Annotated in this window: 20 protein-coding genes, 1 other RNA gene and 1 pseudogene; 16 read left to right on the top strand and 6 right to left on the bottom strand. The window is 41.2% G+C overall.

Annotation, left to right across the window (positions count from 1 at the left end; genetic code table 11):
* Positions 1 to 66: 66 nt before the first annotated feature.
* A non-coding RNA gene (gene ssrS, locus SJ312_RS07770) (6S RNA) lies at positions 67 to 248 on the bottom strand.
* 111 nt (positions 249 to 359) lie between these two features.
* Complete coding sequence (zapA, locus tag SJ312_RS07765) at positions 360 to 689, bottom strand: cell division protein ZapA (protein WP_004913067.1); 330 nt, start codon at positions 687 to 689, stop codon at positions 360 to 362.
* Between the two features lie 139 nt (positions 690 to 828).
* Between zapA and SJ312_RS07760 the strand changes: the two genes are divergently transcribed.
* The 7 genes from SJ312_RS07760 to gcvP all read left to right on the top strand — a co-directional run bounded on the left by SJ312_RS07760 (position 829) and on the right by gcvP (position 10,876).
* The gene (locus tag SJ312_RS07760; RefSeq protein WP_094962992.1) at positions 829 to 1,413 is read left to right on the top strand and encodes a YecA family protein; all 585 of its coding nucleotides are present in this window, start codon (positions 829 to 831) and stop codon (positions 1,411 to 1,413) included.
* 199 nt (positions 1,414 to 1,612) lie between these two features.
* Complete coding sequence (pepP, locus tag SJ312_RS07755; RefSeq protein ID WP_004261898.1) at positions 1,613 to 2,935, top strand: Xaa-Pro aminopeptidase; 1,323 nt, start codon at positions 1,613 to 1,615, stop codon at positions 2,933 to 2,935.
* A gap of 34 nt (positions 2,936 to 2,969) precedes the next feature.
* A complete protein-coding gene (ubiH, locus tag SJ312_RS07750; RefSeq protein ID WP_096863174.1) occupies positions 2,970 to 4,148 on the top strand; it encodes a 2-octaprenyl-6-methoxyphenyl hydroxylase in 1,179 nt (392 codons plus the stop codon).
* A 26-nt stretch (positions 4,149 to 4,174) separates the two neighbouring features.
* Positions 4,175 to 5,404, top strand: a complete 1,230-nt coding sequence (gene ubiI, locus SJ312_RS07745) for an FAD-dependent 2-octaprenylphenol hydroxylase (RefSeq protein ID WP_319867354.1) — start codon at positions 4,175 to 4,177, stop codon at positions 5,402 to 5,404.
* Positions 5,405 to 6,093: 689 nt separating this feature from the next.
* Entirely contained in the window at positions 6,094 to 7,188 is a 1,095-nt protein-coding gene (gcvT, locus tag SJ312_RS07740; RefSeq protein WP_110592143.1) for a glycine cleavage system aminomethyltransferase GcvT, read from the top strand.
* A 45-nt stretch (positions 7,189 to 7,233) separates the two neighbouring features.
* Positions 7,234 to 7,626, top strand: a complete 393-nt coding sequence (gcvH, locus tag SJ312_RS07735) for a glycine cleavage system protein GcvH (RefSeq protein WP_036958523.1) — start codon at positions 7,234 to 7,236, stop codon at positions 7,624 to 7,626.
* Between the two features lie 373 nt (positions 7,627 to 7,999).
* Positions 8,000 to 10,876, top strand: a complete 2,877-nt coding sequence (gcvP, locus tag SJ312_RS07730) for an aminomethyl-transferring glycine dehydrogenase (protein ID WP_110592142.1) — start codon at positions 8,000 to 8,002, stop codon at positions 10,874 to 10,876.
* Between the two features lie 101 nt (positions 10,877 to 10,977).
* On the opposite strand, the gene SJ312_RS07725 is transcribed toward gcvP, so the two are convergent.
* The 3 genes from SJ312_RS07725 to ygfZ form a co-directional block, all read right to left on the bottom strand.
* Positions 10,978 to 11,874: a YncE family protein gene (locus SJ312_RS07725; RefSeq protein ID WP_165119666.1), complete on the bottom strand. Its 897-nt coding sequence runs from the start codon at positions 11,872 to 11,874 to the stop codon at positions 10,978 to 10,980.
* Between the two features lie 244 nt (positions 11,875 to 12,118).
* Positions 12,119 to 12,739, bottom strand: coding sequence for an HD domain-containing protein (locus SJ312_RS07720; protein WP_004261871.1), 621 nt, complete (start codon positions 12,737 to 12,739; stop codon positions 12,119 to 12,121).
* An 11-nt stretch (positions 12,740 to 12,750) separates the two neighbouring features.
* Complete coding sequence (gene ygfZ, locus SJ312_RS07715; protein WP_112307213.1) at positions 12,751 to 13,734, bottom strand: tRNA-modifying protein YgfZ; 984 nt, start codon at positions 13,732 to 13,734, stop codon at positions 12,751 to 12,753.
* Between the two features lie 247 nt (positions 13,735 to 13,981).
* Here ygfZ and sdhE point away from each other — a divergent pair, with 247 nt between their 5' ends.
* Positions 13,982 to 14,248 carry an FAD assembly factor SdhE gene (sdhE, locus tag SJ312_RS07710; protein ID WP_004261864.1) on the top strand — a complete coding sequence of 89 codons (267 nt, stop codon included), beginning with the start codon at positions 13,982 to 13,984 and terminating at the stop codon, positions 14,246 to 14,248.
* Positions 14,229 to 14,639: a protein YgfX gene (locus SJ312_RS07705; RefSeq protein ID WP_036958456.1), complete on the top strand. Its 411-nt coding sequence runs from the start codon at positions 14,229 to 14,231 to the stop codon at positions 14,637 to 14,639. Before sdhE ends, SJ312_RS07705 begins: the two co-directional genes overlap by 20 nt.
* Before the next feature lie 99 nt (positions 14,640 to 14,738).
* Here SJ312_RS07705 and fldB read toward each other — a convergent pair whose 3' ends face one another.
* Positions 14,739 to 15,257 (bottom strand): flavodoxin FldB, encoded by a 519-nt coding sequence (gene fldB / locus SJ312_RS07700; protein ID WP_094963000.1) that lies wholly within the window; start codon positions 15,255 to 15,257, stop codon positions 14,739 to 14,741.
* Between the two features lie 117 nt (positions 15,258 to 15,374).
* Here fldB and xerD point away from each other — a divergent pair, with 117 nt between their 5' ends.
* From xerD to SJ312_RS07665, 7 genes and pseudogenes are all read left to right on the top strand, one after another.
* Positions 15,375 to 16,277, top strand: coding sequence for a site-specific tyrosine recombinase XerD (gene xerD / locus SJ312_RS07695; RefSeq protein ID WP_004261814.1), 903 nt, complete (start codon positions 15,375 to 15,377; stop codon positions 16,275 to 16,277).
* 21 nt (positions 16,278 to 16,298) lie between these two features.
* Positions 16,299 to 17,003 (top strand): bifunctional protein-disulfide isomerase/oxidoreductase DsbC, encoded by a 705-nt coding sequence (gene dsbC / locus SJ312_RS07690; RefSeq protein WP_319867351.1) that lies wholly within the window; start codon positions 16,299 to 16,301, stop codon positions 17,001 to 17,003.
* Positions 17,004 to 17,012: 9 nt separating this feature from the next.
* On the top strand, positions 17,013 to 18,746 hold the full coding sequence (gene recJ / locus SJ312_RS07685; protein WP_319867348.1) for a single-stranded-DNA-specific exonuclease RecJ: 1,734 nt from the start codon (positions 17,013 to 17,015) through the stop codon (positions 18,744 to 18,746).
* 128 nt (positions 18,747 to 18,874) lie between these two features.
* A protein-coding gene (gene prfB / locus SJ312_RS07680; RefSeq protein ID WP_319867346.1) for a peptide chain release factor 2 occupies positions 18,875 to 19,976 on the top strand; the annotation gives its coding sequence in 2 pieces (ribosomal slippage) (positions 18,875 to 18,952 and positions 18,954 to 19,976; 1,101 coding nt in all).
* A 7-nt stretch (positions 19,977 to 19,983) separates the two neighbouring features.
* Positions 19,984 to 21,501 (top strand): lysine--tRNA ligase, encoded by a 1,518-nt coding sequence (gene lysS, locus SJ312_RS07675; RefSeq protein WP_004261800.1) that lies wholly within the window; start codon positions 19,984 to 19,986, stop codon positions 21,499 to 21,501.
* An 847-nt stretch (positions 21,502 to 22,348) separates the two neighbouring features.
* Positions 22,349 to 22,903, top strand: a complete 555-nt coding sequence (locus SJ312_RS07670) for a hypothetical protein (RefSeq protein WP_096863165.1) — start codon at positions 22,349 to 22,351, stop codon at positions 22,901 to 22,903.
* 20 nt (positions 22,904 to 22,923) lie between these two features.
* Positions 22,924 to 24,980: pseudogene (locus SJ312_RS07665) on the top strand (hypothetical protein); the annotation flags it as partial.

The following is a 24,980-nucleotide window of genomic DNA, read 5'->3' as shown; positions in this document are numbered from 1 at the left end:
TTAAAGTATATCGCAAGATGAAAGGTTATGTAGAAAACAAATGAAAAATAAGCAGGAACTTAATTGAGGGTCTCCAAGATGCCGTTGTAGGCTGTAACCCTTGAACCCTTGGTTCAAGGTGAACGCAGTTTAGCAACCTTTAGGCTTCCTGAGCGAATCAGGCATGCTCACCAGCGCCATAACCACATTCTATTTAGTTGAAATATCGGCTCAGGGGACTCGCCCACTCACGCGCATCTCAGAGAAATTTGGTTTGAGAACTTATCGTTACTCAGTGATTTCATTGTACGAAACTAGATTTAAAATGCAACCTTAATTTTGTATATTTTTTTCTACTAGTGTCTGATTAATAAGCAGATTTACTCTAAGGGCAATACCTGCCTCTCAGTAATTTTCACCTGATCGTGCAACGCTTGTTCGATTGTGTGCTGCAACATTTTTATTTTCTCTTCCATATTATAAGCATAATCACGTGTTTTTGTCTTTTCTTGTGCTAATTCGTGACAGACGTTCAATGCTACGATAAAAATAAGTTGTTCCATATTGGTCACACCGCTTCTATCTTTCAGATTTTGCAAGCGTTGTTCTAATTCTTTAGCCGACTCAAGAAGGGCTTCTTTTTGTTCTGATGGGCAGTTAACTCGCATTGAACGCCCGAAAATCTGGATGTCGACAGGTTGTGCGGACATGATACCTCCATACTGAATAATACTCGCCATAAATACATCATATTTGGCGCAATTAATAGATAAGACAAAAGCATACTGGTCTAGCGGCTATCCTTGATGGTAGCATATCACGAATCATAAGCTAACATGACGAATTCAGATGTCTATACAAAAATCTTTACCAAACTATGAATCACTGGACAAACTACTGCAACAGCACTCAATCGCACTTACTGCCGCGGAGATCCATGGTCTAATAACCGGGTTGATCTGTGGTGGGGGACGTGACCAAAGCTGGCAAACGTTAGTCCATGACCTTGCTAACGATGGTTTAGCTTTTCCACAAACCGTTTCACAGCCACTGCGAGAACTTTTTGATACCACGTTTGAAGCACTTGATGATAGCGAGTTTGCATTTACTATGCTATTTCCTGACGAAGACGCTTCTGTTTTTGACCATGCTGATGCGCTAGCTGGCTGGGTAAATCACTTTTTATTAGGTGTTGGTGTTACACAACCGAAACTGGCTGATAAAAAAGAGATAAGCGAGGTTATCACAGATTTACGCAATATTGGTATGCTTGGTTATGATGAAGACGAAGACCAAGAAGAACTCGAGCAAGCGTTAGAAGAAGTGGTGGAGTATGTCAGGGTGGCGGTGCAATTATGTTACATTGCATTGATTGAGCCAACTAAAGGCCAAGGCCCAACCGCAGTGGAAAATGATAAGCCAGTTCTTCATTAGTTTCTTTTAACGTGTAACGTGAGTTTTCAAAGCCACTTAACTTTATCGGACGATATTATATTATTGATAAAATTAAGTGCTTGAAAACGGGGTGTATCCAGTTTTAAGTCATTTCGCCAGTGTATGTTGCTATGTGATTGGTTAAACACAAGCAATATATTCAGCAATCTAATTATTCTGATAATAAGGCAAAAACGGTATGAATAAACAGGAATTTATTTCTCGTCGCAATGCATTATTGGCTCAAATGCAACCAGGCAGTGCAGCAATTATTTTCTCAGCGCCTCCTGCGCAGCGTAATGCGGATTGCGAATACCCGTACCGTCAACACAGTGATTTCCTTTATTTGACGGGGTTTAGCGAACCTGAAGCCGTATTAGTGTTGATTAAGAGCGATGAAAAACATAGCCATTCTGTTCTTTTTAACCGTGTTCGTGATTTAACTGCTGAAATTTGGTTTGGTCGCCGCCTTGGCCAAGACGCCGCACCTGAAAAGTTAGGTATCGACAAAGCGTTACCTTTCAATGAAATAGAAGAACAACTTTATCAATTACTGAACGGCCTCGATGTGGTTTATCATGCACAGGGGGAGTTTGCCTATGCCGATAAATTAGTATTTGATGCCTTAGATATTTTACGTAAAGGCAGCCGCCGTCACTTACGAGCGCCACAAACATTGGTAGATTGGCGGCCGATTGTCCATGAAATGCGCTTATTTAAGTCAGAAGAAGAAATTAATACTCTGCGTATGGCTGGGCGAATTTCTGCTCTCGCACACGTTAGAGCCATGGAAACTTGCCGACCTAATATGTATGAATACCAACTTTGTGGTGAGTTAGAACATGAGTTTACTCGCCATGGTGCACGTTTCCCTTCGTACAATTCCATTGTGGGTAGTGGTGAAAATGCCTGTATTTTGCATTACACCGAAAATGAGAGCCTAATGAAGGATGGCGAATTAGTCTTGATTGATGCGGGGGCAGAATTTGAAGGCTATGCAGGGGATATCACGCGTACTTTCCCAGTAAATGGCAAATTTAGCCAAGCGCAACGTGAAATTTACGATATCGTCCTTAAAGCGTTAAATACCGCGTTAGAGCTATACCGCCCGGGAACCAGTATTCATGAGGTGACTCGTGAAATTGTTCGTATCAAAACAGAAGGTCTCGTCGCACTTGGAATTTTACAAGGCGATGTGGATCAATTGATCGAAAACAAAGCATATCAGCCATTCTTTATGCATGGTTTAAGTCATTGGTTAGGGTTAGATGTACATGATGTAGGTTTTTATGGCACAGACCGCGACCGTACACTTGAAGTGGGGATGGTATTAACTGTTGAGCCTGGTTTATATATTGCTCCAGATGCCGATGTGCCACCACAATATCGCGGAATTGGTGTACGTATCGAAGATGATATTGTTATCACCGAAAACGGAAATGAAAACTTAACAGATTTAGTCGTGAAAGACCCTGATGAAATTGAAGCCCTAATGGCGGCAGCAACGCACAATTTAGGGTAGCTGTCAGTCATCATAGAAAGGTAATAAACAACGCATGAATGTGATCATCGTGGGGGGCGGTATGGCGGGTGCAACATTAGCACTGGCGATATCATCCCTTAGCCAAGGAAAATTATCGGTTTCATTAATCGAGGCAGCTTTGCCTGATGGCAAACATCCGGGATTCGACGCACGTGCGATTGCGCTAGCCCACGGTACTTGCCAGTCGTTAGCAAAAATAGGCATTTGGCCTGCTTTAGCGGATTGTGTGACCCCCATTAATCATGTTCATGTGTCTGATAGAGGCCATGCTGGTTTTGTGAATATCGCAGCCGATGATTATCATATCGATGCTCTAGGCAATGTTATTGAACTGCACGAAGCTGGTGCCCGCCTATTTTCATTGTTACGTAAAGCCCCCGGTGTAACCCTTTATTGCCCTGCAAAAGTAGAAAATGTTTATCGTGAACAAGAGATTGTGACGGTCACCTTGGATAATGGAGATAAGGTGACAGGGGAATTACTGATTGCTGCGGATGGCAGCCATTCCGCGATTGGTAAAGCCTGCCATATGCAATGGCAACAGGACGATTATGGGCAAGTGGCTATTATCGCGAATGTGAAAACCGCCATAGACCCACAAGGCCAAGCCTTTGAACGCTTTACGGAATTTGGCCCATTAGCCTTGTTGCCAATGTCACAAGGCCGTAGTTCATTGGTTTGGTGTCATCAGCAAGAACAAGCTGACACAATCAGGTCTTGGGATGATGAGACATTCAAGGATAAATTACAGCAAGCATTCGGCTGGCGGCTAGGCGAAATCGTCATGGCCGGTAAGCGTCATTGTTATCCATTGGTATTACGTAAGGCGCTTAACCCTGTTAGTCATCGAGTCGTGTTAGTGGGGAACGCTGCTCAGACCCTGCATCCTATTGCGGGGCAAGGCTTTAATTTAGGTATCCGTGATGTGATGCAACTGGCTCACATTGTGGTAGATGCAAACGCGAAAGGGCAAGACATTGGCCGTTATTCATTACTCAGCCAATACCAGCAAGCCAGAGCGTTAGATAGAGACAAAACGGTTACGATAACCGACGGTTTGGTTCGTTTATTTGCGAATCGCTGTTTACCGCTTATTGTCGGGCGTAACTTAGGTTTAATGGCAATGGAAATGTTACCGCCAGCTCGTGATGTTTTGGCTCGCCAAACATTGGGTTGGGTTGCACACCAATAACCACGAAATAAAGAGGAATAAAAAATATGCAATCATTTGATGTGGTTATCGCCGGTGGTGGTATGGTTGGGTTGGCAGTCGCTTGTGGGCTTGAAGGGAGCGGGCTCCGTGTTGCGGTAATTGAGACTCATCCACCCAAGGTACCATTTAGTGTAGCAGAGCCGCATGCATTAAGGGTATCTGCTATTAATGCGGCAAGTGAAAAGTTACTGACCCACTTAGGTGTATGGTCAACTATTAAAGGAATGCGAGCTTCTGCATATAATGGCATGGAAGTTTGGGATAACGATAGCTTTGGGCGTATTACTTTTACCGCTCAAGAACGTAACCTGACGCATTTAGGGCATATTGTTGAGAATAATGTCGTACGTGATGCACTATGGCAAAAGGCGTCGCAGCTTCGCGATGTGACATTATTAGCACCCGCAACGATTAAAAAAGTAGTGTGGGGAGAAAATGATGTTTTTATTACGTTAGATGATGAAAACATGTTAACAGCACGGTTAATCGTGGGGGCTGACGGGGCAAACTCGTGGTTGCGTAGTCATGCGGATATCCCATTAACCTTTTGGGATTATGAACATACCGCGTTAGTTGCTACGGTCCGAACTGAAAAACCTCACGAAGGTGTTGCTCGCCAAGCTTTTGATGGTAAAGGTATTTTGGCGTTTTTACCATTAAGTGACCCGCATCTTTGCTCGATTGTCTGGTCTCAGCCTGCCACTGAGGCAGCAAGGCGCCAGTCTTTAGAACCTACTGATTTTAATAAAGAATTGGCAGTTGCATTTGATATTCGTCTTGGTCTTTGCCAAGTGGAAAGTGATCGATTAACTATTCCATTAACTGGACGCTATGCAAGGCAATTTGCGGCGCAACATTTAGCGTTGTTAGGGGATGCGGCTCATACCATCCATCCATTAGCGGGCCAAGGGGTTAACCTTGGTTTTATGGATGTCGCTATGCTGATTGGTGAAATTAAACGTTTGCACCGTGAAGGCAAAGACTTTGGTCAATATTTATACTTGCGTGACTATGAGCGTAGCCGTAAGCACAGTGCAGCGTTGATGTTAGCTGGTATGCAAGGCTTCCGTGAGTTATTCGATGGTAATAACCCTGCGAAGAAGTTGCTGCGTGATATTGGGTTAGTGTTAGCGGATAGCTTACCGGGGGTTAAACCTCAATTATTGAACCATGCGATGGGGCTGTTTGATATGCCTAAGTGGCTGGAACAGTTACAAGTCGAAGACACTCTCTAAATCCCTTTCTGCAAAGGCACAATCTTATAAATTGTGCCTGAGGTTGTTGACAAAGTGGGATAAAAGCGTGGTTTTTCCCACTTTGTGTTATCAGCCGAAAATCAATAAATTGATTTTCCTAGTTTATTTTCAAAACCTATTCGACTTGCCGCCAAACATAATATGTTTGTCAGCAGTCTGAGGCACAATCTTATAAATTGTGCCTTTTTCTTTTTTAATTTCAATATACAAAGTGTCATCACTGGTTTCTGTATACGAAATAACCCTGCCGATCTTGTTTTAGTATGAATAGCAGACTTTTCTCTTTTTATCATGACTGAAAAAAACTAATTACATTCATTTTTCGCATTAGTTTTATTTATATTGGTGTGATGAGTTTTATTGGCGAAGCTATCATTTAAATTCTTTAATTGATGATATTTTGAGCTTCCAGACGCTAAATGTAAGGGTTTTGAGTGATCATTCTCAATTATTTAACAAAAAGCACTGGCAAAATCAGAGCGCAATCAGTAATACAGATGGATAGTCGCCCTATTTTTTTTTATAGAATAGAACTGCAAACAGTGGTAGGTTTTTTAAAAGTTATCGTTTGCGTCGGGTTAAAATTATCTCGCGACTTTGTTGCAGATGGATAATTTTCACTACGCAATCACCCTGTCATATTAATTAATAATGTAAAGAGGGTATTCATGGTAAAGCAAACAACGCTATATGATGAACATATAGCCTGCGGTGCAAAAATGGTCGATTTTCATGGTTGGATGATGCCGTTGCATTATGGTTCGCAGATCAATGAACATAATTTTGTCAGAACCGAAGCAGGGATGTTTGATGTTTCCCATATGACTATTGTCGATTTACACGGGGAAGGCTGTCGCGATTTTCTCCGTTATCTTCTCGCCAACGATATCAATAAACTTACAGAGCAAGGCAAAGCTTTATATACAGGTATGCTGAATGCTTCTGGTGGTGTTATTGATGACCTGATTGTGTATTACCTCGCTGATGACTTTTATCGTCTCGTCGTCAACTCAGCAACACGCGATAAAGACCTCGCTTGGATTGAACAACATGCTAAAGGTTATGCAGTTGAAATTCGTGTTCGCGATGACTTAGCGTTATTAGCTGTCCAAGGGCCGCAAGCACCAGAAAAGGTTCATTCATTACTGAGTTCGGAACAAAATAGCGCCATTGAAGGAATGAAACCATTTTATGGTATTCAAACTGGAGATTTGTTCATCGCAACCACGGGCTATACCGGCGAAAAAGGTTATGAAATTGCTATGCCTAAAGAGCAGGTCGTTGAATTTTGGCATAAACTGCTTAAGGCAGGGGTACACCCAGCGGGCTTAGGGGCGCGGGATACTTTGCGCCTTGAAGCCGGTATGAACCTATATGGGCAAGATATGGATGAAACGATTTCACCATTAGCCGCGAATATGGGATGGACGATCGCTTGGAAACCAGAAGATCGCCAATTTATTGGCCGTGAAGCATTGGAAAAGTTACGCGAACAAGGTACTGAAAAACTTGTCGGTATTGTGATGCGTGAAAAAGGTATACTGCGTGCAGGGCAAGTTGTCCGCTTTACTGATGAACTGGGGAAACTACAAGAAGGGGTAATAACCAGTGGCTCTTTCTCGCCAACCCTTGGCTTCAGTATTGCGTTAGCGCGTGTCCCGAACGGAATTCAAGACAAAGCAATTGTTGAAATCAGACAAAGAGAAATGCCAGTTGAAGTTGTTAAACCGGGCTTTGTCCGTGAAGGTAACTGCTTAGTGTAATTTGGGCGAATCTGATTAATAAATTTAAAAATTGAGAGGCTAATGATGAGCAATACACCTAAAGAATTAATGTACACCCGTGAACATGAGTGGCTGCGCGATGAAGGTAATGGTGAATTTACAGTTGGTATCACCGAACATGCGCAAGAAACGCTGGGTGACATGGTGTTTGTTGATTTACCCGAAGTGGGGACGGCGGTAAGTGCAGGTGATGACGTTGCAGTCGTCGAATCAGTTAAAGCAGCATCTGATATTTACGCACCACTGAGTGGCGAAATTGTGGCGGTTAATAGTGAGTTGAATGACGCGCCAGAACTCGTAAATGAACAGCCGTATCAAGAAGGTTGGATTTTCCGCATTAAAGCATCGGATACCGCAGAGCTGGCGGATTTGATTGATGCGGCGGGGTATACTTCTATGATTGAAGCCGAAGAATAGTTTATTCGTCATATTTTGTGTTGTGGCGGTGTTGGCTTCGCTCACTCGCCCTAGTCACATACTTATGTATGCTCCTAGGATCTCATTTGCTTGCCGCCTAGCCACAACGCAAACTATTTAGAATAAACACTTTTGGTTGCTGTGGCGGGTGTTGGCTTCGCTCACTCGCCCTAGTCACATACTGGTGTATGCTCCTAGGGGCTCATTCGTTTGCCGCCTAGCCACAAGATGAACTATTTATAGGATTGATAAAATCTAATTAGTTAGAAACAAGAAACAACCGCAATATCATTGATTTTAAGCGTTATCTCGCAAGTTCCGTAATAACCGCCCTACAACTTATGCATAGCAGACAAAGGATGGGAACACAGATATGTCGATGTCACTGAGTCAATTAGAAAATCGTTCAGAATTCATTTCGCGCCACATTGGTTCATCAGAACAACAATTAAAAACCATGTTAGACACCGTGGGTGCAACGTCATTAGATGCCTTGATGGGCAAAATTGTCCCCAAAGCCATTTTGCTTGCAGAACCGCCAAGAGTGGGGGGGGGAGCAACTGAACAAGAAGCTTTAGCGGAATTAAAAGCAATAGCGTCACTCAATAAACGCTACAAAAGTTATATTGGTATGGGCTATGCCCCTGCTGTGCTTCCGCCAGTTATCTTGCGTAATTTATTAGAAAACCCGGGTTGGTATACCGCTTATACGCCATATCAACCGGAGGTGTCACAAGGCCGTTTAGAATCATTACTGAATTTTCAACAGTTAACTATCGACCTTACGGGGTTAGACCTCGCTTCTGCATCGTTATTGGACGAAGCCACCGCTGCGGCAGAAGCTATGGCGATGGCAAAACGGATCAGCAAACTGAAAGATGCAGATCGTTTCTTTGTGGCGGATGATGTTCATCCGCAAACTCTGGATGTTGTTCGCACACGTGCGGGGACTTTTGGTTTTGAAGTGATTGTGGATAGCGCAGAGAAAGCACTGGAACACGAAGGTATTTTTGGTGTGTTACTTCAACAGGTTGGCACGACAGGTAATGTCCATGACTACAGTTCGCTATTTGCCCAATTAAAAGAGCGTAAAATTGTCAGTTGCGTTGCAGCAGATATGATGGCGCTAGTATTGCTCACTGCACCGGGTAAGCAAGGGGCGGATATTGTCTTCGGTTCAGCGCAGCGTTTTGGCGTCCCGATGGGGTATGGTGGGCCACATGCGGCCTTCTTTGCTTGTCGTGACGAATTTAAACGGGCAATGCCGGGACGTATTATCGGTGTGTCACGGGATGCAGCAGGTAATACCGCACTGCGTATGGCGATGCAAACCCGTGAACAACATATTCGCCGTGAAAAAGCGAACTCGAATATTTGTACATCCCAAGTGCTGTTAGCCAATATCGCAGCCATGTATGCGGTTTATCATGGGTCAAAAGGGCTGAAAATAATTGCAGAGCGTATTCATCGCTTCAGCACTATTTTTGCCAAGGCATTAGCAGACGCAGGTTTTACATCACGCCATAAAACTTGGTTTGATACGTTATGTATTGAAGTCGCTGACAAAACAGCGGTGCTAGCTCGTGCTGAAAAAGCCAAAGTGAATTTACGTACTGATATTCGTGGTGCAGTTGGCGTGACTTTTAGTGAAATCACGACTCGCCAAGATTTAAATGAATTGTTTGCGGTGATCACAGGTGTTGAAACTAAGTTAGATTTTGAAAAACTAGACCAATCTGTTTCAGCGACAGAGCAAGCGATCCCAAGCTCTATGTTACGTGATGATGAAATTTTAGCTCATCCAAATTTTCATCGTTACCATAGTGAAACCGAAATGATGCGCTATATGCATAGTTTAGAGCGTAAAGATTTAGCCTTAAACCAAGCTATGATCCCTCTGGGTTCTTGTACGATGAAGCTTAATGCGGCTGCGGAAATGATCCCAATTACTTGGCCTGAATTTGGCGAGCTACACCCATTCTGCCCACCTGAGCAGGCTCAAGGTTATCACCAAATGATAGAGCAACTTTCCCATTGGTTAGTGCAATTGACTGGTTATGATGCAGTTTGTATGCAACCTAACTCAGGGGCTCAAGGTGAATATGCCGGTTTATTGGCTATTCGTCGCTATCATGAGAGTCGCAATGAAGGGGAGCGAAATATTTGTTTGATCCCGGCTTCTGCTCACGGTACCAATCCTGCCTCTGCGCATATGGCAGGTATGGAAGTGGTGGTAGTGCGTTGTGATGATGAAGGTAATATCGATTTAACGGATTTACGTGAAAAAGCTCAGCAACATAGCGAAGCTCTTTCTTGTGTGATGGTAACTTACCCATCAACCCACGGGGTATATGAAGAAAGTATTCGTGAAGTGTGTGAAATTATTCACCAATATGGTGGTCAAGTATATCTTGATGGTGCAAATATGAATGCTCAAGTTGGGTTAACAACACCGGGCTTTATTGGTGCGGATGTTTCTCACCTGAATTTGCATAAAACATTCTGTATCCCTCACGGCGGTGGCGGACCAGGTATGGGGCCTATCGGTGTGAAAAAACACTTGGCACCGTTCGTACCGGGGCATTCTGTGGTTGAGCAAGAAATGTTAACTGACCAAGGGGCGGTATCTGCAGCCCCATTTGGCAGTGCATCAATTTTGCCAATTAGCTGGATGTATATTCGGATGATGGGCTCTTATGGTCTACGTAAAGCTAGCCAAGTTGCTATTTTAAATGCGAATTATATTGCCAAGCGTCTTTCTGGCCGTTATGACATTTTATATACAGGGCAAGAAGGCTATGTTGCCCATGAATGTATTGTCGATTTACGCCCAATTAAAAGAGATACGGGTATCAGTGAGCTCGATATTGCTAAGCGCTTAATTGATTATGGTTTTCATGCGCCAACCATGTCTTTCCCTGTAGCAGGGACATTAATGATTGAACCGACAGAGTCTGAAAGCATAACTGAAATTGATCGGTTTATTGACGCCATGTTAGCGATACGCGATGAAATTGACCAAGTCGTGAAAGGGCAGTGGACACTAGAAGATAACCCTCTCGTGAATTCGCCTCATGTGCAAACGGAGCTAGCCGGGGAGTGGCCTCATAGTTATAGCCGTGAACTCGCAGCATTCCCAACAGCACAAACGAAAGCGAATAAATACTGGCCAGCAGTAAAACGGCTTGATGATGTGTATGGGGATCGTCATTTACACTGCTCATGTGTGCCGATTGAAGATTATATGTAGGAATATATCGCACACTTCTATTATATAATGTGAATTAAATACTCTTTAGGCTTGATTTCGGTGAGTTACTGAATTCAAGCCTTTATTTATTTAGGATTTATTTAACCTAAATATTGTGAGATACCCGTATAATTTTTACCTTGGTGTAGCTTTTCCACAGCACCTGTTTCTATAATGACTCGGTAAACCCCTCCATTAAGGTCAGCCACATACATCAGTTGTGCAGGCTTATCATATGTGAGTCCAATAGCCTCTTTAAAACCACGGCTTATCACCTTGTAATGGCTTAATCCATCAGCAGAAATATTGGCACAATTTAAGCTATTACCATCGGGCTCAGCGCCTCTATCTGTCCAATATAAAATATGGTTTTCTTTATCAAGCAATAAATCAATAGGTTCGGGGAGGTCTTGAAGGAGTAATTGAATATCAGTTCGTTGATTGGCCGATTGTTGGATTTTAGGCGTTAATGGCACCCTAAAAATACGACCTAAATTACCTTTAGGGGTCCCTTTCTGAGTCCAGTAAATCCAATTATTTGTGACATCAACAGTAATGCCAACACATTGGTCTAATATATCTACTTTATTGTGTTTATCTCGGGGTCTTGCTACATGGACGAATAAATCAGAACCATCAATATTACATGATGAAACCATACCACCTTCACGGTCACACCAATATAATCGTTGATTTACTAAATCAAGATGCAATTGTTTTGGTGTTCTTATCTTTCCGTTGCCTACTAGTATTTTTCTGCCAGTACCATCAAAATTCATCACATTAATGGAACCATCGTCAGCCTCATAATCTTCACCCATATTACTCCAATAAATTAATCGGTTAGCAGGGTCAACGGCAATACCATCAGGAGTCCCACCGAGTCCTTCGATAATTGGAATTGTTTGATGTGTTGATTTATTGAATTGAATTATAGCGGGTGAATGGACATCTAGAAGTAAAAGATAAGGATTTGAATATTCATTGAATTTTTCCATTTTAAACCTCTCTGGCAAATGTTCAATGATAAAGATAGGAGCGATATTAATAATTGGCAAGTTATTAATATTGATATTTCTATATAAGTCGAGATTAATAATTATTAAAAAATATAAAGTAGTTTATTATTTAAATCAAAATAATAAATTAGTGAAAAGTATATCTTGCTGTGGGTAATACACATTAGATTAGATGAGTGTAACACGTTAAATAAAGCGGCTTTGTAGCCGCTTCTGACATAAATTACAGTAACCAGCCTTTTTGCTGAGCGAGTTCCAATTGTAATTTAAGTTGTTGATAAAATTCAGGTAGGATCTGCTGAATATAATCACATTTACTGAGGACTTGTTCCAGACGAATGTGGTTTTCGACCCAACTTTGGCCTTGATTATGCAGGTTCATCAGCATCGGCATCGCTCGGTCAATGGCATTCGCATACACAGATTCCGGGGTTTCTAATGCATCATATTCATTCCACAGAGCTAATAGCGTTTCATTTTGCGGGCTAGGCAGTAAGTTAAAAATACGCTTAGCCGCTTTAACTTCTTCTTCATGAATAGCATCACGAGCGGCATTATCAAATACCAATACATCGCCTGCATCAATTTCAACAATGTCATGAACAAGGGCAAGTTTTATCGCATGTTCGATATTAATGCCTTGAACATAAGGTGCAAAACTCATTGCTGCAACGGCAAATTGCCAACTGTGTTCTGCTGTGTTTTCTTGGCGTTCACGGTTCAATAACTTATTTTTACGATAAACACTTTTGAGTTTATCTAATTCCATCAAAAATTGGACGACTTCGGTAAAAGCCCCAAAATTAACCACCTCTACGGGCTTGTTACCTAATGCAGATGACATAAAAACTCCAATTAATTCTCTTCTAATGAATAAGGTAATGGTGCGATAGTTAGATGACTTTGCTCATCCCCCATAACACGGAAAACGCTATCCGCTTCCATATCGTTATTCATAATGACTTGCACATAGATTTCGCCGCTACCTAAGCGAATAGCAGCTAAAACAGTTCCTGTACGGCGCCATTTATCACCAAGCTGCCATTCCACACCTTCACCAACGACAGGAATAGTGGTACCTGTACCTTTTAAGGTGTACATCGCACGTTTATTTGCACCACGGAATTTTGCACGGGCAACCATTTCTTGACCGGTATAACAGCCTTTTTTAAAGCTAATACCATCAGGTAGGGCTTGTAAGTTGGTTGCTTGAGGTAAATGTTGGGCACTATTTTGTTGATCGATAACCGCAAAACCGGCTTCGATATCAAGGGCTAACCATTGTTCATCGTTGACCTGAATAGCACCTAAGGTTTGGGCCATTTTTTGTGCCGTTTCTTCGTTAGTGATCACTAAAAAACGCTCTGTGGGTAATGCAAAATGTAATATTGTGGAGGCGTCGTCTGTAACTACTTGGTTTTGAGCGTCAGGTAATGCAGTAAATAATGTTGCCAGTGCTTCTCTAGCGCCTTTACCCGCGACTCCGACTAATTTCAGTTCTGGTTTTTTTTCAAAGGTGACTTTCGAAAAAACAGCATATTTTTTCAGTTCGGCGAGTTGTGAGTCGGCAACGCTGGTTCTTAATAAATATGAGTAGCCATCTAAATGATGGAATAAGCGGAGGTCGCTCCACATCTTACCTTTAGGATCACAATGTGCTGTTAATGCATGTGATTGCTTGAGTGTGGCGATATCTGCGGTTACTTGGCCTTGCAGGTATTTTTCTGCATCGGCGCCGTGGAGGTGAATAAGTTCCCAGTTTTCCAGTGAAATCAAAACGAGTGGTAAAGACTGAGATCCGAGAGGGAATTGCTGTGTACTATCAATTTGGTTAGTCATGATTTCACCTGTTGTTCTTTGATAGATAAAGGTGCCTAATGGTAAAATAGCTAGATAACATTGCAAGTAGTTATTATGATGAAGCTGTATTATCTAATAGTTTTTTATCATCTGTTTGTAGAAAAACGGTATTTTACTACTAAAATTACAACAATGTAGTCTATAACATGTTTTCTTAGCGGATAATCTGTTAGAGTATGGAAAATAATCAATCTAATCAGTTAACTGCAAAAAAGGCCGTAGTAGAATGGATATTGAGAATAAAGCGCGAATTCATTGGGCATGCCGCCGTGGTATGCGTGAATTAGATATTTCAATCATGCCGTTTTTTGAGTATGAATATGATGACCTAACAACTCACGATAAGCAGGTATTTGTCCGTTTATTAGAATGTGCGGACCCTGATTTATTCAATTGGCTAATGAATCACGGTCGTCCAGATGATGACGAACTTTTTCGTATGATTAAACTGATTCAGGAAAAAAATAAAAATCGTGGTCCTGTGGAAATCTAATCTCTCCATTTCATGGAAAACCCAACTGTTCTCAACCTGTGTTCATGGGGTCATTGGGATGTTTTTACTATTGGCTCCATGGTCCCCTGGTAACTCAATGATATGGTTGCCGCTATTAGTGGTTGTCGTTGCGAGTTGGGCAAAGAGTCAGAAAAATATCAGTAAAATAAAAGGGGTTGCTGTACTGGTTAATGGTAATAAGGTTCAGTGGAAGAAAAATGAATGGAGAATACTGAAAGCACCTTGGCTTACCCGCTATGGTATATTACTGACACTAGAAGCGTTACAAGGTAAACCACAAAAGCTCCATTTGTGGGTTGCAAAAGACGCATTGTCGGAAGAGAATTGGCGTAATTTAAACCAATTATTGCTGCAATACCCTGATATTTAGGCTACCAAAATCATAGGTGATAAATCAAATTGGTAGCCTAGTGTAGGGTAGGTAACCCTCACTTTGGGGGTTCGATGAGCAAGTACATATAAACTTGCATCATAACAGCGCTTCAATTTCCTGAAAAATCTGCACACACCACTGCGCAATACGTTCATCGGTCTGTTCAAACTGGTGGACTTCATCTAATGCCAGCCCAACAAACATATCACCAGTTTCATTGAGTGGTTTAGGGCTATCAAAGGTATAGCCTTCAGTTGGCCAGAAACCGACAAATTTAGCGCCAGTTGGTTTTAGTTGATGATAGAGCATGCCAAGGGCATCAAGAAACCACTCGCCATAATCTATTTGGTCACCCAGTCCATACATCGCAATGATTTTATTTGCGAGGTTAAGATTGGGAAGCGCTTCCCAAATTTCAAGCCAATCTTCCTGTATTTCACCAAAATCCCACGTAGGTATTCCCAAAATAAGAACATCATACTGTTCCATTTCTGTTGGCGGTGTATCGTTAACGTTATGCAATGTGACTAAATCATCGCCGAGAATATCACGTATTTTTTCTGCAACCATTTCGGTATAACAGGTACTAGAACCGTAAAAAAGACCTATTTTCATATATATTATTACTATGTCCAGCTATGGTTTTCATCACAAGAGAGATATTGTAACAGAAGCAGCCACATTCAGGCATAATAGAATCGTGTGGTATTATCTAAAGGAAGCTTATCTGTCGTGGAAACAAAACAACTTAATCCATTAATTGAACAATTTCTTGATACAATTTGGCTTGAACAAGATCTAGCCGAAAATACATTGGCTTCTTATCGTAATGACCTTCAACTATTAGATAAATGGCTTGATGCGCATCAGTTGCATTTAGAAAGTGTTCAATCAATTGACTTACAATCTTTTTTTGCGGAACGTATTGATTGTGGATATAAAGCAACCAGTTCAGCACGTTTATTAAGTGCGATGCGTAGGTTATTTCAATATTTGTATCGGGAGAAAATCCGTCTGGATGACCCTTCTGCGGTGATTGCTGCCCCCAAAATTCCGCAGCGTTTACCCAAAGATTTAAGTGAAAAACAAGTTGAAGATTTATTAAATGCCCCTGCTACCGAAGATGCTTTAGAACTACGTGATAAGGCCATGTTGGAAGTGCTATATGCTTGTGGTTTGCGTGTTTCTGAATTAATCGGCTTAACTTTTTCAGATATTAGCTTGCGGCAGGGGGTTATTCGCGTTGTTGGTAAAGGCGATAAAGAAAGATTGATTCCCTTGGGGGAAGAGGCAATATATTGGCTAGAGAAATATATTGATGAAGGTCGCCCAGATTTATTAAATGGCAAAACTAGCGATATTCTATTCCCGAGTAAGCGTGGCACGAAAATGACTCGGCAAACGTTTTGGCATCGAATAAAATATTATGCAGTACTTGCACATATTGATAGCGAGCTACTCTCACCGCATGTTCTTAGACACGCATTTGCAACCCATTTACTCAATCATGGAGCAGATTTACGCGTGGTACAAATGTTGTTAGGTCATAGTGATCTTTCAACCACCCAAATTTATACTCATGTTGCTACTGAACGGTTACGAGTATTGCATGAGCAGCATCATCCAAGGGGGTGATGCATGATTAAAGGACTATCTATGAAACGCAAATTGTTATTATTGGCTGCTGCATGTATTGCGACTGTGACTTCCACGGTCTATGGGGCAACAGAAGAAAAAGTTATCCGTGATACTTTGGAAAAATACAACATGGTTGTTGAGGTAATTAAACCTTCGCCAATCGTTGGGCTGAATGTTGTTGAAACCACAACAGGGGTTGTTTATATCACTGATGATGGCAAATATTTATTGCAAGGGCCAATTTATGATATGAGCGGTAAAAACCCAGTCAATATCAGTAATCAGCCATTAATGAAAAAAGTAGAAGCGCTCAAAGATGAAATGATTCTCTTCAAAGCCCCTCAGGAAAAGCATGTTGTGACAGTTTTTACCGATATTAGCTGTGGTTATTGTAAAAAATTACATGAATCTGTTGGTGAATTAAACAGCCAAGGTGTCACGGTGCGTTATCTGGCTTATCCACGCCAAGGTGCAGATAGCGACGTAGGAAAGAAAATGGCATCTATTTGGTGCAATGGCCTACAACAAAAAGCATTAACTCAAGCGTTTAAAGGTGAAGAAGTTGCCATGATTGAAGATTGCAAAATTGACCTAAGTAAACATATGAGTGTGGGTAATTTATTCAAAGTGACGGGAACACCAGCAATCATCCTACCGGATGGGCAATTACTGCCTGGCTACATGAAACCGGATGCCCTTGTTCAATTACTCAACGAAAAATAGTTAATTATTGTGAATGTAGAAACACTCTTACAACAAAGACAGCAGCAAAGTTCTGCCGCTCAACTTCCTGGCTTGCCTGAGCTATTACAACGAATTTACCAGCATCGGGGCATCACGGATATCAATCAGTTAGAGCGCAAAGCAGCTAATTTATTGGATTATCGGACATTATCGGGTGTTGATAAGGCATTGCCCCTACTTTATCGTGCGTTAAATGAACATGAAGCTATTACTATTGTTGGGGATTTCGATGCGGATGGAGCAACCAGTACGGCATTAGCTATTAGAGCTCTAAAATCAATGGGATATAGAAATATCAATTATATCGTTCCGAACCGTTTTGAAAATGGTTATGGATTAACGCCATTGGTTGTTGAAGAAGCTCGTAAACGCGGAACGAATCTCATTATTACCGTTGATAATGGCATCTCATCCCATGAAGGGGTTGCAGTAGCTAATCAATATGGAATGAATGTAATTATTACCGATCACCATCTGCCGGGGGAAACTTTGCCTGCTGCGGATGCGATAATCAACCCGAACTTAAATGAATGTTGCTTTGCATCTAAATCATTAGCTGGGGTTGGTGTCACATTTTATTTAATGTCTGCCTTACGTGCATATCTACGTCAGCAAGGGTGGTTTGTGCAGCAAGGGCTAGCAGAGCCTAATTTAGCCGAGTACCTTGATTTGGTTGCATTAGGAACTGTTGCAGATGTGGTTCCTCTTGATACAAATAACCGCATTTTAGTTCACCAAGGGCTAAATCGTGTTAGAGCTGGGCGCTGTTGCGCGGGTATTAAAGCCCTCATTGAGGTTTCCAAACGTGATTTACCAAGACTAGTGGCAAATGATTTTGGGTTTGCGCTTGGCCCTAGGCTAAATGCGGCAGGCAGATTAGATGATATGTCAGTGAGCATTGAATTATTACTGACAGACGATATGGCGTATGCAAGGGAACTGGCAAATGAGTTAGATGGGCTGAATCAAACTCGCCGTGAGATTGAAGCGGGTATGCAGCAAGAAGCGCTCGTGCTTTTTAATCAATTCGAATACGGTGAAAGCCAGTTGCCAAATGGCTTAGCCATTTATCATCCTGAATGGCATCAGGGGGTTGTCGGTATACTCGCCTCAAGGATCAAAGAACAATATCATCGTCCTGTTATCGCTTTTGCTCCTGCGGGTGATGGTTTATTAAAAGGTTCTGGGCGTTCCATTCAGGGTGTCCATATGCGGGATGCATTAGAACGGTTAAATACATTACAACCCGGGATTATGCAAAAATTTGGTGGCCATGCAATGGCAGCAGGCTTAACTTTGCATGTTGAACAATTTGACGCTTTTAAACATCACTTTGAATTATTGATGGGTGAATTAGTTCAACCTGAGCAATTGGCTGGGGTAATCTGGAGTGATGGCGAACTTTCACGCAATGAGTTTTGTTTAGAAACTGCGGAACTTATTCGAGAAAGTGGCCCATGGGGACAAGCATTTCCGGAACCTATATTTGATGGTGAATTCCAATTATTACAGCAAAGGCTTGTTGGTGAGCGCCATTTGAAACTTATGCTGGAACCCGTGAATGGTGGGCCAATGTTAGATGCAATTATGTTTAATATTGATGTTCGTCGATGGCCAGATAACAGCATCAAAAAAGCGAAAATAGCCTTTAAATTAGATGTGAACGAATATCGTGGACAAAAAAACGTCCAGCTAATGATTGAGCATATTTGGCCTGATTAAGCCTATCATAAACGGCGGAATAACCAGCAAATAGCGTTTGATGGCGCTATAAACATGAGATAAATTCCGCTATACTAAGCGGTTTGTGAATAAAAAATTATTTTTGACTAACCATAAGATATTGAAAAATGACGTTTGAAATAAACCCAGTAAAAAATAAGATTCAGGACCTGTCTGAACGGACAGTGGTTCTGAGGGGGTATCTTTGACTATGATGCCAAGAAAGAACGCTTAGAAGAAGTCAATGCTGAGCTTGAACAGCCAGATGTGTGGAATGAACCCGAGAGAGCGCAAGCCCTTGGTAAAGAACGCTCATCTCTTGAAGCAATTGTTGAAACGATTGACCAGATGACGCAAGGCCTTGAAGATGTTGAAGGTTTATTAGAGCTTGCGGTTGAAGCTGATGACGAAGACACATTCAATGAAGCTGAAGCTGAACTAGAGCAATTAGAAGGCAAATTAGAGCAACTTGAATTTCGCCGTATGTTCTCTGGCGAATACGATAGTGCAGATTGCTACATTGATTTACAAGCGGGTTCTGGCGGTACTGAAGCTCAAGATTGGGCAAGTATGTTATTGCGTATGTACTTGCGTTGGGCTGAGTTAAAGGGCTTTAAAACCGAGATTATCGAAGAGTCTGATGGTGATGTTGCTGGGCTAAAATCGGCAACGGTCAAAATTATTGGTGACTATGCCTACGGGTGGTTAAGAACGGAAACTGGTGTTCACCGTTTGGTTCGTAAGAGCCCGTTTGACTCAGGTGGGCGTCGCCATACTTCTTTTAGTTCTGCGTTTATTTATCCTGAAGTTGATGATGATATTGATATCGAAATCAATCCAGCGGATTTGCGTATTGATGTATACCGTGCATCTGGTGCGGGTGGTCAGCATGTAAACAAAACGGAATCAGCGGTACGTATCACACATATTCCAACCAATATTGTGACGCAATGCCAGAATGACCGTTCGCAGCATAAAAATAAAGACCAAGCTATGCGCCAGTTAAAAGCGAAGCTATACGAACTGGAAATGCAAAAGAAAAATGCAGACAAGCAAGCGATGGAAGAGAACAAATCTGATATTGGCTGGGGAAGCCAGATTCGTTCTTATGTCCTTGATGATGCAAGAATTAAAGATTTACGTACTGGTGTGGAAACGCGTAACACGCAAGCCGTACTGGATGGTGATTTGGATAAATTCATTGAAGCTAGTTTAAAAGCTGGCCTGTGAGGAAAAAATGTCTCAGGAACAACAAGGTGTTGAACAAGCACCTGATTTGAATAACGAACTTAAAGCACGCAAAGAAAAATTAGCGGCACTGCGTGAAAAGGGTATTCCATTTCCAAACGATTTTCGTCGTGAAGATATTTCCGATAAAATTCATGCGCAATATGATGATAAAACATCAGAAGAGCTTGAAGACCTAAATATTGAAGTGTCGATTGCTGGCCGTATGATGACTCGTCGTATTATGGGTAAAGCTTCGTTTGCAACGTTACAGGACGTTGGCGGACGCATTCAAATTTATGTATCGCGTGATGATTTAGCGGAAGGCATCTATAACGAACAGTTTAAAAAATGGGACTTAGGCGATATTTTAGGTGCTAAAGGCCGTTTATTTAAAACCAAAACGGGTGAGTTAACTGTTCATTGTCATGAAGTTCGTTTATTAACCAAAGCGTTGCGTCCATTGCCTGACAAATTCCACGGTTTATCAGACCAAGAAACACGTTATCGTCAGCGTTACCTTGACTTAATTGCGAATGATGAATCTCGTCATACTTTTATTGTTCGTTCTAAGATCCTAGCTGAAGTACGTAACTTTATGGTTAGCTACGGTTTTATGGAAGTGGAAACACCAATGATGCAGGTCATCCCTGGTGGTGCTTCTGCGCGTCCATTTGTGACTCACCATAATGCATTAGATATCGATATGTACTTACGTATCGCACCTGAATTATACCTGAAACGCTTAGTTGTAGGTGGTTTCGAACGCGTATTTGAAATCAACCGTAACTTCCGTAATGAGGGGTTATCCCCACGTCATAATCCAGAGTTCACAATGATGGAACTCTATATGGCTTATGCTGATTACCGTGATCTAATCGCATTGACAGAAGATTTGTTCCGTACACTGACACAAAAAGTGTTAGGTAATACTGTTGTTCAGTATGGCGAACAAGAGTTCGATTTTGGTAAGCCATTTACTAAAATGACGATGAAAGAAGCTATTTGCAAATATCGTCCAGAAACGAATGTTGCTGATTTGGATGATATGGATAAAGCGGTGGCAATTGCTCAGTCTATCGGTATTAAGATTGAAAAGAGCTGGGGCTTAGGCCGCGTACAGTGTGAAATCTTCGAAGAAGTTGCAGAAAGCCACTTGATTCAGCCAACATTTATTACTGAGTACCCAGCTGAAGTTTCGCCGTTAGCGCGTCGTAATGATGACAACCCATTTATTACCGACCGTTTTGAATTCTTCATTGGTGGTCGTGAAATCGGTAACGGTTTCTCGGAATTAAATGACGCAGAAGATCAAGCTGAGCGTTTTGCTGAGCAAGTACGTCAAAAAGATGAAGGTGATGACGAAGCAATGTTCTATGATGAAGACTATGTCACCGCATTAGAACATGGTTTACCGCCAACAGCAGGTTTAGGCATTGGTATTGACCGTATGGTGATGTTATTCACTAACAGCCATACTATTCGCGATGTTATTTTATTCCCCGCTTTACGTCCTAGCAAAGCTTAAATGCCATTATGCCCGGTTAATTCCGGGCATATATTTACATTTATAAGCAATCAATATTACTTTCCTCATGTTTTATTCAAATGCTTCATTTTAGGTTAAAGATAAAACACTATTTACTAGACGTTAAATGAGTAACATGGAATAAAATCACTGAATAGTGTTTTTTGAGTGATTACGGCTATGTGAACGCTATATTTTTATTAAAAATAAATTTGAGTTACGAATCGTATCAATTTAATATAAGTAATTCCGACAGATAACTGCTATGCTTTATTACGTAGTTGGAAATTATGTAGCTGAAATGCCGATAAATTCGCTTTTTTATAACTAGCTGATTTTGCTTGCAATTTTTAATTGCTGTTAGTTTTTGGAATTGAATTAAGCAGGTTACCCATATTTTGAATGATGGCGGTTATTGCCATGTTACAGGTTTAAAGTGTGTCAGCAGCTTGATAAATGAAAAGTAGGCGTATTTATTGTTAGTTATCATTTTATTTGTTAACAATTGTTACAGGTGGTAGAACTAAAATGAGAATTTACTTGAAAGGTATCTAATTGTTAGCAAGGTTTATCGAGCAACTTAATCGTTATCTGACATAAAATAATAAAAAATTCCGGTAAAGGTGTTAATTTGTCTCTTTATAAGGACTGCTAGCGAAAATTAGCTCATAAATTTAATAGAAATGTAGCAATAAAATAATTTTAAAACTAAAGTTAAGTTAATCTAAATTTATGAGATGACTCTATTTCTACATTCGGGCTTATAGAAAATAGCTAATTTTTAGCTTACACTAAGTTTTTTGGACATCATTATAATAGCGAAGAAAAGTGCTGGTAAGGTAACCATATGTTTTTAAAAAATAAATTTCATGTTGCATTTTTGCTTATAGCAGGTACAGCTCTTCTTTCAGGTTGTACATTTGGTTCAGACACATACAATACAGCAACACCTAATACTCCAAGTAAACAAACAGTCAATACAAGTACCGCTCAGCCGGTAACACAATCGACTGTTGATACCAATCCAGGTCAGGTTGATAACTCTTATCCTGAATCTCAAAAAGTTTTAAACAGCGCAATTAACCGTACACCAGTTGCTTCTACAACTTATGGTGAAGCGGGGGCTGACCAGCAAACATTTGCTCATTTGAATACGTGTGTTAAAGAATTAAACGCGCTCAAAACACTATCACCAAAAGATTACAATCGCTTAGTAGGTTCATTTAAAGAAGTTAGCGAAATCAACCGTCTATATCGACAAGTTGAAGGGACTGCTAGCCCTGACACAATTGAACTATTACAAATGGCAATAGAGTCTAAAACTAAAGTGTTGTGTGCAAAAGTTCGTTATAACTCAGTATTGTCTACCGAATCAACATTGAAGAAAATTAGTGGATTATGAGAATAAACCTTAGGCTTTGTGTGTCACTGGCACTTGTTACGACTTTTTTTAGTCATGCTCCAAAAGCAGAGCGCTTTAACAATGTAATTGATGATTTTGATACCTACCTTCAAATGGAAAAAGAAGGCAAAGTACAAGAGCAAAAACAACAATTGCCAGTTAATACACAAAACCAAGGTTATGATATCTTTTCTTCGCTATCTACCGTTCCTGCGCCAAAAGAGAAGCAAAAATCTGCGGCAGCGAATAAAGGAACTAAAGGCAAAACTACAGGGAAAAGTAAATTTGCTGCTACATCAACGAAGAAAGCAGATGTAGCGAAAGCAGACCCTGTAGAGCCAGAAAAAACGACTTTTCCTGAAGTGTGTGCGGTGGCGACAGAAAATGGCGTAGCGCCTATTTTATTGTCGTCTTACCCTTATTTTTTTCAAAGCAACCAATGGGATCCTGCTTATCTAGCAAAAGATTTTGCAAAGTATCAATTGGTTCTTGACCCACTCGGCTTATATTCATCTAAATTTGCTAAGCCAACAGGTATTAATACCTCTGCTTATCTTGAGCAACTGGCGCAATTAATTGAACGGCAGCAATTAACACATCTATATAAGTTTGGTATTGCTCAAGGAGTAGGCCAGCTTATTGCTTATAATCATTTACTCAATGATGATCAACTCGTTTCTGAACTCATTAATCATAATAAGAGTATTGCGCAATTAACGCAGACAATTACCGAAAAACAATTTGAGATTGATAAACTAAACGACGAAGTTCTGAAGAGTAAAGAGCATATAGCCCAGCTACAGGCGGTTGTGAATTCATCAGATGATCAGTCTTTAATTGACACATTAAAGGCTAAATTGGCGGATGCCCAAAAAACAATTGAGCAAAAGCAAAATAGTCTTGAACAATTAAGTCAAGAAAATCAGCAAACCCAAGAAACGATTGCCCAGCTTGAGAAACAATTAAATGAAAGTGTTGTCGAACAAGCCCAACTTAAACAGCAATTAGCAGAGAAAGAACAACAATTTGCTACCGCAAATTTGAAAATTGAGCAATTAACCGCTGATATTGCAAAATTGGAGTCAGAGGCTAAAAATCAACTGCAACTTGTTGGTAATACTGATGAACAAATGAAGTCAGTGACAGCTGAACTTTTACAGCAAAAAGAGTTGTTAAAACAGAAAGAAAATGAATTAGCTACGGCTAAAAGTGAAAAAGATGATGTCCAATCTTCTTTGGTCGCTCAGCAAGAGAAAAGTAAATCATTAGAGTCACAAAACCAGCAACTACAAGCCCAGTTAGTCGAAAAAGAACAATTAGCGAAAAGCATTCAAGCTTCTCTGGCGGAAAAAACTGAACAAGCTGAGCAAAAAGTCGCATTAGAAAATGCCTTAAAAGTTGCCCAAGAACAGCTGAATTCATATCAAAGTACGCAAAATACGTTAGAAAAACAGTTAGCTCAAAGTGAAAAACAGCAAGCCGAGTTGCAGGCGAAGCTCAACCAGCAAGAGCACGATTACGTTACGGCACAGGCGCAACTGAAACAAGCGAACGCAGATCTACAAAAGCTCCAAGGGGAGATGGAAAAACAAACCGCCTTGATGAGCCAAGCCAGCGACCAACAAGTTAAAGCGTTGACGGCGGATTTAAACAAACAACTCGCTTTGCTGAAGCAAAAAGAAGACGGGTTGAAGAAAGCTGAAACGGAGAGCCAAACCACCCGTGAGGCGCTCGCCAAACAGCAAGCGGAGGCAAAAGCCTTAGCCGAGAAAAACCAGCAGCTTGCTGCCGAATTGCAACAAAAAGCGCAACAAGCGGAAAAAATTCAAGCGTCCTTAGCCGAGCAGACGGCGAAGGCTGCCGAGAAGGTGGCGTTAGAAGCCCAACTGGCTGAGGCGAAAAAACAGTTAGCCGAGCACCAAACGGCGCAAAATGCGTTGTCTAAACAGTTTGCGAACAGTGAAAAACAGCAAGCCGAGTTGCAGGCGAAGCTCAACCAGCAAGAGCAAAATTACGTTACGGCACAGGCGCAACTGAAACAAGCGAACGCAGATCTACAAAAACTCCAAGGGGAGAT

Origin of the sequence: Providencia sp. CIM-Carb-044 (genome assembly GCF_033901115.1) — a bacterium.
In the GTDB taxonomy this organism is placed as follows: Bacteria; Pseudomonadota; Gammaproteobacteria; order Enterobacterales; family Enterobacteriaceae; genus Providencia; species Providencia hangzhouensis.
Note: the sequence above shows the minus strand (reverse complement) of the source record. Positions and strands in the feature narration are given on the sequence as shown.